Below are 11,672 nucleotides of genomic sequence, written 5' to 3' on the forward strand. Positions count from 1 at the left end.
AGAGGCCAGGAGCCTGTCGGTTAAACGGACACAGCCGCTTTGATATGGGGATGGGCTTGATAATTCACCAGCTCAAAGTCATCAATGGAAAACTCAAACAGATCACGAATGGCCGGGTTTAGCTTCATCCGGGGTCGCTGGTAAGGTGTGCGGCTTAACTGCTCTTCTGCCTGTTCAAGATGATTCGCGTACAGGTGAGCATCACCAAAGGTATGAACAAAATCACCGGGTTCCAGGTCACAGACCTGGGCAATCATCATCGTCAACAGCGCATAGGAAGCAATATTAAAAGGCACTCCCAGAAAGATGTCAGCGCTGCGTTGATACAACTGGCAGGACAACTTGCCATCCAAAACATAAAACTGAAAGAGGCAGTGGCACGGTGGTAGCGCCTGACGCCCCATAGCGGCATTGTCTTTTGGCGAGTAGGCGACATCCGGAAGTACCGATGGATTCCAGGCGCTGATCACCATCCGTCTTGAATCCGGGTTGGTTTTGATTTCATTCAATAGCCACTGAATCTGGTCGACCACTTCACCATTGGCCCCCTCCCAGCTGCGCCACTGTTTGCCATAAACCGGGCCGAGATCACCGTCGTCGGTTGCCCACTCATTCCAGATCCGGACACCGTTTTCCTGCAGGTAGCCGATATTGGTATCCCCTTTGAGGAACCACAATAATTCATGAATGATTGAATTCAGATGACACTTTTTGGTGGTCACCAGTGGCAAGCCCCGGGAAAGATCAAACCGCATCTGATAGCCAAACACACTGTAGGTACCCGTGCCGGTACGATCCGCTTTGAACGTGCCATGGTCTTTTACATGGCGCAGGAGGTCCAGATATTCTTTCATCGTTTTTTCGATCCACTATTTCGTTGCTTAGGCTCTGGGCAGTTTCTGTGCTTTGGGCTGTTATTAGCCCTGGTCTTTGCCTGCCAGGCGGCGTCATCACTATTCATACCATTCACCAGTGAATGGTGACGATAACCCCAGACCATAAACACTATACCCATAACGACCATCGGCAAAGACAACAGCTGCCCCATGGTCAGCCAGTCGAAGGCGATAAAACCAAGCTGGGCATCCGGCTCCCGGACAAACTCAACGGCAAACCTTGCCAGCCCATAGATCAGCAGAAACAGTCCGGAAATGGCCATTCTTGGCCTGGGCTTTGCTGAAAACCACCACAGTATGCCAAACAGCACGAGCCCTTCCAGGAAGAACTGATAAAGCTGGGAAGGGTGTCTTGCCATTTGACCGGGATCGGTAGGAAACACCATGGCCCAGGGCACATCGGAGGCTCTGCCCCAAAGCTCGCCACCAATAAAGTTTCCTATTCGACCAAGGCCCAGCCCCAAAGGTACCAGTGGGGCAATAAAGTCCGTCACCTGAAAAAAGCCTTTACCCTGAGAACGGCCATAGAGCCACATGGCCACAAGCACCCCAAGCAGGCCACCGTGAAAGGACATGCCGCCATCCCACACTTTGAACAGCCAGAGCGGGTCTCTGACAAAATAGTCAAAGTGATAGAAGATGACATACCCGAATCGTCCACCCAGGATAACTCCGACAGCCCCATAGAAAACCAGGTCACTGACCTGTTCCGGACGCCACAGGCCACCGGATCTCCGGGCACGAATACCACCCAGCCAGAGTGCCAGGGCGAAGCCTGCAAGGTACATCAGGCCATACCAGTGCACACTCAGGGGGCCAAGGCTGAACGCCACGGGATCTATCTCAGGATACGCAATCACAAACCATTTCCGATCAGTAAAATACAGTTCAAGTGTACCAAGGTAACTGGCTTCTGAGCCAGCCGGAAACAGTTGAAATAAAAGAAAAGTCGTTGATGTCTTCGCCCATAAACCTGTCTTAACGGATTAGCTTTGAAAATATACTGTCGTCCAGCTGTTTGGCCTGGGTGCCATCCAGTTTATAGCCGGGCAGGCCGGTATTTTTCATCTGAATCATTATATGACCACCGTAGACCATAAACTGCTCCGTAAGACCGGGAGTACCGCAGGTTGACATCGACTGTTGAACTGCCTCAGAGAGCCCGGTTCGATCTTTATTGCTTTTACAACCGGTGAAAAGGTCCATTCCCATAATGGTGGATAGCTCTCTTAATTTTCCGGAGAAATAAAAGGGACCTGCTTGTTCGGCAACCTGTTGCAGGCCGCCAGGTGTGTTGTACAGCGCCCATAAATCATCAGCCAGCTCCTTTGCCCTGTACTGGTTGCTGGCGGATAGTGCTGGCAGCTTTTCTCCCAGTAAGCCGCCGTACTGATGGTTTGAACCGACTAATTGTTGCAGTGCAGCGCCATTGACCTCCATCACCGTTTTCCAGGTATTGGCATTAGCCATCAGGATTTTGCCAGACAATGATTTATGCCGGTCTGCCAGGGCCAGTTTATTGCAGGGTGCAACCAGCATGACAGGCCGTGGCCTGATTTTCACGGCAGCGGACCTGCCATCAGCGTAATGAATGGTTAGCGTGCGCTCCTTATTGGACATTTCCATTAACTTTTCGTGCAGCTTTTCAGTCCATTCTTTCTCATTTTCCAGGCCTGCGGCTCTGGCAATACGGCTATCTCGGATATGATCCGGGCTCAGCAAATTCAGGTACAGGCAATCCAGCTGAATGGGTTGGTGATCGGGGTTTTTCATGGCATTTTGTAACGCCGGTTTATGGTTGTGAAGCAGAAGGGCGGTAAAGATTTCATTGAGGCGCTGGTCGGTTATGCGATCTACATTCTCTCCTTTTTCCTTGTAGGCATAAGGGCAGCCGACCCGAATATGCCTGGCCGTCTCCTGACCATCAACTTGCATGGTGTAGGCCAGCATATTTATTGCATGAGGCGAGTTCCGCTCCATTGAAAGAGCCAATTTGTCATGATAGCCATTTGCAAAAGGGTCTCTGTTTCCAGCATCAGCAGTGTCATCATGGAGACGCATGGACGCTGCCGGAGTGTATTCAAGAGTGACCTGGTGCCATTGATCATGCTGATAAATATGAAGTCGGCTGCTGAACGACTTGCTATCCTCTGCCAGAACCTTCATAAGTTCCTGTTCAAATAGATCGGCATTAAATCGTTTCTTTAGCTGCTTGTGCAGTCCGGTGAGTTCCTGAATGGCGTCAGGAACGCACTGGACCGTCTTGCCGGTACTGGTCTGTGCGATTGCCCTTTTACTATCGATAATTGCAGCGATTTCCCCGTCAGCCTTTTTCTTTCCAGACTGAGTATTGGATAACCGCCTGACCACTTCGGCATAGATATCCACCTGTCCAAGATATTGCTCGCCACCTCTGAAATCGTATTTGGCGGCATCCCGTATATATCTTTTCAAGCCCGCTATATCATCTTCAATAGCGCCAGTCATTGCTATCAGTCTTGCACTGAGATGTTCGCTGCCACTGCCAACCAGCTGCCTTGCCTGTTCCAGTGGGCCGCCCTCAATGTCGGGCCAGTGTGGCGCTATCCACCTCATATCCGGACCATTTTCCAACAATAAGCGTTGCGTCCAGTGGATGAACGATTGCACTTTTTCCCGGTGCGCCGTTAACTGGTCAGCCAGCTTTTCTATTTGTTCCGGGGTATTTATGGTTGTGATGGCAAGCTGTGTGGATCGGCTTTGCACATCAGCAGGAGATGGTTTGCAGCTATCGGTCGTGATGCATACTGGTGTTTTTTTTATTTCGTTAAGTCTCGATATAAACGGTTCAGGGTTATTGACCCTGGGAAGTAGCTGATTGATGTTTTCCAGAATTTCTTTTTTTCTGGAGGGTGGGGGTAGCGCTCTCTGCTGGCTGGTTCTTGAATCTTTTATGTCTTCAGTAAGCTGGATCGCTGTGCTAATCAGTGGTTGCAGGTTATCTATAATCTTTAGTCGGCTGTTGACAGGAATTAAACAGAATATGTCACCTGATGGCATTGTCAGGGTGATTGTCAGATCTTTTGGCAAATTCAGTTGTGTGACTAAATTTTTATAGCTATTAAAAGCTTTTTTGTCGGAGAGATCATTGGTCAGATCACCATTATTTATGGACTCCATTAACGATTTCAGCGCTCTATCAGACTCACTGATATAGTAATTTTCTGAATTTTCCCGATGAATTTTCGCAAGCTCTCCATCCGTTGAGAGCAGCTCTTCCAATTCCTGCTCTGGCACAGGGCTGTTTTTTTCATCCACAAGTGGACTTGCATTAACTGGCTTTATTGTTTCAAAGCTTGTGATCGCTTTTGCCCCCTGCTGCCCATCATCTGCCTGTATGCCGGGATCTTTCAGCCTGACAGGTGCTACATCTTTATGGAATTTTTTTTTGGCTGGTTTACTTTCTGGTGTCGGAAAATCGTGGGTAAAGCTATTGGAGCCAGGCTTGTTGGGTTCAATGGGAGGAGCCATGGGTAAATCCTTTTTAGCTAAAAACCGCAAAGTTCAAAAATTCAATCTCAATACTGAATGTCTGATATATCGCCATTTTTAACACCCGCTAAACTTGTTTCCTATCAGCTTTGTGGGCCTGATCCGCTGACCTCAAAAAACAGCAATTAAGTTTTCACATGTTTGGAGTTTTCGCTCAGTCACAAATTGAAAATTAGCAGAAGCACAATCCGAAAAGCTCACTATAATTGCTCAGCATCTTCTAAAAAAAGCAGAGCCATTGCTATGAATCTTTCCGTCCCTGGCAGCAAACCTGCAATTGATATTCCTGCAATTGATATTGTTGTGGGCTCTGAGTCAAAAATGAAAATTAGTGCCGTAGAGAAAGCTTTTGCTCGCTACCAGGTTAATCTGATTGCAACCAAAGCACGCTCCGGAATAAATAGCCAGCCCGTTGAAAACGAAACCCTTACGGGAGCTGGCAACAGAATAAAAGACGCGAAAGCAAAGTACCAGGCAGCTGATCGTGACGCTGATTTTTTGTTGGTGGCCATTGAAAATGGTATTTTCCATGAGCAGGTCAACGGTCAGAAAGTATGGTTAGATAAAGCCGTCGTTATTATCGAGACATCCGGGGGCATGCAATACATCAAGGAAACATCACCGGTACTATTGCCTGCTGAGTGTGTGACTATCGCCAGACAAAGGGGATTTGAAAATACAACGGTAGGCCAGGTTATGGCCGAAATAGACAGTACGGTTCAGCATGATGACCCCCACTCAAGCTTGCCACCCTTTAAATCCCGTCAGGAATATCTGGCAGAAACACTGGTTGAAATGGTGAGCACCTTAGAGCGGGAAAAACGGATAAATCAAGTGTGAAATGCTACGCCAGAATCAGTATTAAGTAGCTGGCCATATGGAATCGAATATTTCTGGCTACTTGGGCTGGTACTATGCGAGGCACAACGGAGGGAGCATAGCCGTAGCTATGTGACCGGAGTTGTAACGAAGCACGACTGCATGGATGCAGGAGCTAGAGCAACGCAGGAGCAGTTGCCGGGAGTGCCGGCACAAGGAGTCAGAAATATATGATTTCATATGGTTAGCTACTTACAACTGGATAATGAACGGATCAGCCGGTGTTAAGCCAAAAACTGTATTCCAACAATAAACAGAAACAGGGCAAACAATTTCTGTAGCTTGTTTGCGGCAAGTCCATGAGCAATACGGGCACCAATTCGCGCAAATAGAACACTGGTCAAGACAATCCCCAGGAAAGCAGGCCAATAAACATACCCGGTAGACAGAGCAGGCAGGCCTGAACTCTTTTCACCCAGAGCCATGTTGGATAAGGCTCCCATCACGGCAATAGGGAAGCCACAGGCCGCCGAAGTACCCACTGCCTGCTGCATTGTCAGGCTGATTCTGCGCAAAAACGGCACAGACAGAGTCCCACCACCAATACCAAACATACTGGAGACAGTCCCAATGACAACACCGGCACTCACCAGCATTGATTTCCCCGGCGCTCTGCCACCTTCATAAACCTTAAACCCGAACCACATTTTTGCTGACACCAGGATCGCAAATACACCAAGAAGCTTCTGCAACAGATGCCCACTCAGATTCACGGCGGTATACACCCCGAGAAAAGCACCGGCAAGAATACCGACACTTAACGTGGCAAATATCCGCCATCGAACAGCTCCGGCATCCTGGTGCGCTTTAATGGAGCTTACCGATGTGACCACCATGGTAGCCAGAGATGTGCCTACCGCCAAATGGGTCAAAACCTCAGGGGACATACCCTGGACGGTGAAGCTGAAGATCAGTACAGGAACAATAATCAGCCCGCCACCAATACCAAATAAACCGGCCATTACTCCGGCACAAGCCCCCAGGACAAGGTAGAGTAGAAAGAGCATTGTTATCCCTTATAAAAAAACAGATTAACAATTATACGACGATAAACTATTATCAGGTGAGTCTATTTTCAGGGAATACCTATTAACCTGGATATTTCAATGATGATGAGCAAATTAAATAAAATATCTTTTTTGAGATTTTTATGAAAATCAACCAACTCTTACGACCAATATTTATACGACAGAGTATATTCAAATAATCGAAAAACTAATCTAGAATGGCTGGATGCCTATTAAACAGTTGGCTATTTTATCCCCACCCCACTCTTTTCTTTTACAAATAATTCCTGAAAAATCAAAACGTAAAAGGTATAGACATTCTTATCCATTAGTTCTATAACGTTAATGTACGCACACTTTTTTCATTATTGATAATGTGTCGTTCAAAAGGATAGAAAGACTTCTGAAAATCATAACTAAGCAGTACGCCTTATAAAGACTTACAACGATCAGGCGAGGGGGAAACAGATGTCCATATTTGCTCAATACCAGCAGAGATACGAGTCCGTCCAGCAGGAAGAGATGAGTCTCACAGAGTACCTGGAACTCTGCAAAAAAGATCCCTGGGCTTATGCCAACGCCGCTGAACGTATGTTGAAAGCGATTGGTGAGCCTGAGGTGATTGACACTTCCCGGGATCCACGTTCAAGCAGGATCTTTTCCAATAAACTGATTAAGCAGTACCCGGCGTTCAAAGAGTTCTATGGCATGGAAGAAGCCATTGAACAGATCGTCTCTTATTTCAAGCATGCCGCACAGGGCCTGGAAGAGAAGAAACAGATTCTCTACTTACTGGGGCCAGTGGGGGGCGGTAAGTCATCCCTTGCGGAAAAATTAAAGCACCTGATGGAGAGAGTACCGTTCTATGCCATCAAAGGCTCTCCTGTTTTTGAATCTCCCCTGGGCTTATTCAATCCGGATGAAGATGCCGACATTCTCAAGGAAGAGTACGGGATACCAAGCCGGTATCTTAAGTACATCATGTCACCCTGGGCCGTTAAACGGCTGAATGAGTATGGTGGTGACATCTCCAAATTCAGGGTGGTTAAACTCTACCCAAGTCGTTTGAATCAGGTTGGTATCGCCAAAACCGAGCCAGGTGATGAGAACAATCAGGATATTTCCAGCCTGGTGGGTAAAGTCGATATTCGTCAGCTGGAAGAGTACTCTCAGGACGATCCCGATGCCTACAGCTTTTCCGGCGCGCTGTGCCGTGCCAACCAGGGCATCATGGAATTCGTTGAGATGTTCAAGGCACCCATTAAGGTGTTGCACCCATTGCTGACCGCAACCCAGGAAGGTAACTACAACAGCACCGAAGGCCTTGGTGCCATCCCTTATGAAGGTATTCTGCTGGCGCACTCTAACGAGTCTGAGTGGCAGTCTTTCCGCAACAATAAAACCAATGAAGCCTTTATTGACCGGGTTAACATCGTCAAGGTGCCTTACTGCGTAAGAGTCAGTGAGGAGATTCATATCTATGAAAAGCTGCTTGAAAACAGCTCCCTCAGGGAAGCCCCCTGTGCACCGGATACCCTGAAGATGCTGGCACAGTTCACCACACTGTCCCGTATCAAAGATCCGGAGAACTCATCAATCTACTCGAAAATGAAGGTGTACGACGGTGAGAACCTGAAAGATACCGATCCCAATGCCAAGCCTTTGCAGGAATACAAGGACATGGCCGGGGTTGATGAAGGTATGAACGGTCTTTCAACCCGGTTTGCCTTCAAGATTCTGTCCAAGGTTTTCAACTTTGATCCTTCAGAGGTCGCTGCTAACCCGGTACACCTTCTTTATGTTCTGGAACAGCAGATTGAGCAGCACCAGTTCCCGGAAGAGATACATGATCGCTATCTGTCGTTTATCAAAGAGTACCTGACGCCCAAGTATATCGAGTTCCTGGGCAAGGAAATTCAGACCGCTTACCTGGAGTCCTACTCTGAGTATGGTCAGAATATCTTTGATCGCTACATCACCTACGCTGATTTCTGGATTCAGGATCAGGAGTACCGTGATCCGGATACCGGCCATATTCTTGACCGTGCGGCACTCAGCGAAGAGCTGGAGAAAATTGAGAAACCTGCGGGTATTGCCAATCCCAAGGACTTCCGGAACGAAGTGGTGAACTTTGTGCTCAGGGCCCGGGCTAATAATGACGGCAAGAACCCCAGCTGGCTGAGCTATGAGAAGATGCGCACCGTGATTGAGAAGAAAATGTTCTCCAATACGGAAGACCTGCTGCCGGTTATCTCATTTAATGCCAAGGGATCCCAGGAAGATCAGCGCAAGCATGCCGATTTTGTTTCACGAATGGTTGCCCATGGCTATACCGAGAAACAGGTTCGCCTGTTATCCGAATGGTATATCCGGGTTCGCAAGTCTCAATAAAAACGACGTCCGTCTGCCATCACCGGCAGGCGGGCATAACTCTTATGCCCTGTATTAGCCAGGGCAACTCTCTATTAAGCGAACATTAGCAACCATCGGGGGAGCGTCTTTATGAGCATCATAATCGACCGACGCCTCAACGGAAAAAAGAAGAGCACTGTCAACCGACAGCGTTTTCTGAGGCGTTACCGCAGCCTGGTCAAAGAGGCTGTACAGGGTGCTGTTGATCAACGCTCAATCACCGACGTTGAAAGCGGCAGCAATATTTCCATCCCAAAGAAAGACCTGAGTGAACCCTTTTTCCATCATGGTCAGGGGGGGCATCATGGCCATGTGCATCCGGGTAATAAAGAATTTAACCAGAGCGATCGTATTCAGCGACCACCGGGCGGTGGTGGCCAGGGCACAGGCGATGGCAAGGCCAGTGACAGCGGTGAAGGCGCTGATGACTTTGCCTTCCAGATCAATCGTGATGAATTTCTGGAGTATCTGTTTGATGATCTGGAACTGCCAAACCTGGTCAGAAAAGAGCTGAAAGACAGCACAGACTATAAATTAAAGCGGGCAGGTTTTACCACGGCCGGTTCCCCTGACCGCCTCAACGTGGTCCGATCACTGCGCGCTGCCCATGCACGGCGGATAGCACTCTCTGGCAAAGACCGGAAAGTGATCAGAACACTGAAACGAGAGCTGCGGGAAATGGAAGTCAGCCCGGATGAAGTTGACCAGCTTCAAGCCCGCCGACTCCGTGAAGAGATCAATGTACTTAACAAGAAACTGAAGCGCCTGCCATTTATTGATGATTTTGACCTGCGTTTCAATAACATGGCCAAAGTACCCCAGCCTTCCAGCAAGGCCGTAATGTTCTGCCTGATGGATGTTTCCGGCTCCATGACCCGGGAAATAAAGGACATGGCCAAGCGCTTCTTCCTGCTGCTCTATCTGTTCCTGGAGAGAAACTATGAAGCGGTAGAAGTCGTCTTTATCCGGCACCACAGCGAAGCCCGTGAGTGTGATGAGCATGACTTTTTCTACGCCAGGGAAACCGGGGGAACGGTGGTATCCACAGCCTTGCGTCTGGCTGATGAAATCATCACTGACCGATACTCCCCCAACGAATGGAATATCTATATCGCCCAGGCCTCTGATGGCGATAACTGGGAAGCCGACTCCAGTAAATGTCACGATATTATTCTGGAAAAGTTGCTGCCGGTTTGTCAGTACTACTCCTATGTAGAGATCACCGATCGCCATCACCAGAACCTCTGGTATGAGTACAAGGCAATAGAGCAGGCACATCCGGGACATTTTGCCATGCAGCAGATCCGCAGCTATGCGGACATTTACCCAACCTTCCGCCGCTTATTTGAGAAAAAGGAGGGAAGTCATGTTGGAAGTTGAAGCACCGGTAAGAACACCGAAAAAAAGAAAAGAGCCGCTTTCCACCGGTTCCGACTGGACATTCGAGTTGCTGGAGGCCTATGACCGGGAGTTTGCCCGGCTGGCCGACAAGTTCAGGCTGGATACCTATCCCAACCAGATAGAGGTGATCAGCTCTGAACAGATGCTCGACGCCTATTCCTCTGTTGGTATGCCATTGATGTATAACCACTGGAGTTATGGCAAGACATTCCTCAGCAACCAGCAGAACTACCAGCAGGGAAGAATGGGGCTGGCCTATGAGATAGTGATCAACTCCAACCCCTGCATCGCCTATCTCATGGAAGAAAACACCATGCCGATGCAGGCGCTGGTGATTGCCCATGCCTGCTATGGTCATAACTCTTTCTTCAAGGGTAACTATCTGTTCCGGCAGTGGACCGATGCCAGTGCCATTATTGACTACCTGCTGTTTGCCAAAAGCTATCTGGCCAAATGTGAAGAAAAGTACGGCATCAGCGCCGTCGAGGACATTCTGGATGCCTGCCACGCCCTGATGAATCAGGGCGTTAATCGCTATGTTCGGGCAACACCTATGTCTGCGGAGCAGGAAAAGGCACTCTCACAGGAGCGGGAGGAGTATATTCAGCGCAACCTGAATGATCTCTGGCGAACCATCCCTGTCCGCGAGACTGAACAGCAGAAAAAAACCGTACGCTTCCCCAAGGATCCGGAAGAGAACCTGCTGTACTTCATTGAAAAGAATGCGCCGCTATTGGAAACCTGGCAGCGGGAAATTATCCGCATTGTGCGCAAGATTGCCCAATACTTCTACCCGCAAAGACAGACCCAGGTCATGAACGAGGGCTGGGCAACGTTCTGGCACTACCACCTGATGCATGAGATGTACGACGAAGGCCTGATTACCGAAGGCTTTATCATGGAGTTCCTGCACTCTCACTCCAGTGTCGTATTCCAGCCGGATTTTGATGACCCAAGATACAGTGGCATCAACCCCTACACCCTGGGCTTCAATATCTTCCGGGATATACGCCGGATCTGTGAGAATCCGACAGATGAAGACCGACAGTGGTTCCCGGACCTGGCCGACACTGACTGGCTGGATGCGGTGCACTTCGCCATGCAGAACTTCAAGGATGAAGGCTTCATTCTTCAGTACCTGTCGCCTAAGGTCATGCGGGATATGCGGCTGTTCAGCATCGACGACAATGAAATTAACCCTTACCTTGAGGTGGATGCCATCCATGATGACACAGGCTATCGTCAGCTGAGGGAAAACCTGGCCGCACAATACAACCTGGGGAACCGGGAGCCCAATATCCAGGTCTACAACGTCGATGTCCGTGGTGACCGTTCACTGACCCTTCGTCATTACATGCACAAAGGGAGGCCCCTTGATAAGAACAGCACCAGTGAAATCATCAAACACCTTCACCGCCTGTGGGGCTTTGATGTAAAACTGGAGTGTGTGGACGAAGAAAATATTGTTCAATATGAACATAGACTGCCTAAAGAGAAGCAATCTTCAGAGGCTGTCTGAGAATAACGCCCGCCCGGGCGACACTGT

Annotated in this window: 8 protein-coding genes; 4 read left to right on the forward strand and 4 right to left on the reverse strand. The window is 48.8% G+C overall.

Going from position 1 to position 11,672, the window contains the following annotated elements; all coding sequences use genetic code 11:
* Positions 1-20: 20 nt before the first annotated feature.
* The 3 genes from ACO6VE_RS05160 to ACO6VE_RS05170 form a co-directional block, all read right to left on the reverse strand.
* Positions 21-854: a thymidylate synthase gene (locus ACO6VE_RS05160; protein WP_422450429.1), complete on the reverse strand. Its 834-nt coding sequence runs from the start codon at positions 852-854 to the stop codon at positions 21-23.
* Positions 851-1,756, reverse strand: a complete 906-nt coding sequence (gene lgt / locus ACO6VE_RS05165; RefSeq protein ID WP_422450428.1) for a prolipoprotein diacylglyceryl transferase — start codon at positions 1,754-1,756, stop codon at positions 851-853. The genes ACO6VE_RS05160 and lgt overlap by 4 nt, the downstream gene beginning before the upstream one ends.
* A gap of 118 nt (positions 1,757-1,874) precedes the next feature.
* Positions 1,875-4,406, reverse strand: coding sequence for an inositol phosphate phosphatase SopB (locus tag ACO6VE_RS05170; protein WP_422460067.1), 2,532 nt, complete (start codon positions 4,404-4,406; stop codon positions 1,875-1,877).
* Between the two features lie 264 nt (positions 4,407-4,670).
* Between ACO6VE_RS05170 and ACO6VE_RS05175 the strand changes: the two genes are divergently transcribed.
* Positions 4,671-5,267, forward strand: a complete 597-nt coding sequence (locus ACO6VE_RS05175; RefSeq protein WP_422460069.1) for a DUF84 family protein — start codon at positions 4,671-4,673, stop codon at positions 5,265-5,267.
* A gap of 263 nt (positions 5,268-5,530) precedes the next feature.
* Here ACO6VE_RS05175 and ACO6VE_RS05180 read toward each other — a convergent pair whose 3' ends face one another.
* Positions 5,531-6,313: a sulfite exporter TauE/SafE family protein gene (locus tag ACO6VE_RS05180; RefSeq protein ID WP_422460071.1), complete on the reverse strand. Its 783-nt coding sequence runs from the start codon at positions 6,311-6,313 to the stop codon at positions 5,531-5,533.
* A 468-nt stretch (positions 6,314-6,781) separates the two neighbouring features.
* On the opposite strand from ACO6VE_RS05180, the gene ACO6VE_RS05185 reads away from it, so the two are divergent.
* The 3 genes from ACO6VE_RS05185 (at position 6,782) to ACO6VE_RS05195 (ending at position 11,645) form a co-directional block, all read left to right on the forward strand.
* Positions 6,782-8,704 carry a PrkA family serine protein kinase gene (locus ACO6VE_RS05185; RefSeq protein ID WP_422460073.1) on the forward strand — a complete coding sequence of 641 codons (1,923 nt, stop codon included), beginning with the start codon at positions 6,782-6,784 and terminating at the stop codon, positions 8,702-8,704.
* A 111-nt stretch (positions 8,705-8,815) separates the two neighbouring features.
* On the forward strand, positions 8,816-10,105 hold the full coding sequence (locus ACO6VE_RS05190; protein WP_422460075.1) for a YeaH/YhbH family protein: 1,290 nt from the start codon (positions 8,816-8,818) through the stop codon (positions 10,103-10,105).
* A complete protein-coding gene (locus tag ACO6VE_RS05195) occupies positions 10,092-11,645 on the forward strand; it encodes a SpoVR family protein (RefSeq protein WP_422460077.1) in 1,554 nt (517 codons plus the stop codon). Before ACO6VE_RS05190 ends, ACO6VE_RS05195 begins: the two co-directional genes overlap by 14 nt.
* The last annotated feature ends 27 nt before the right edge of the window (positions 11,646-11,672 follow it).

Source organism: Endozoicomonas sp. ALB115, assembly GCF_049310245.1.
Lineage (GTDB): Bacteria > Pseudomonadota > Gammaproteobacteria > Pseudomonadales > Endozoicomonadaceae > Endozoicomonas.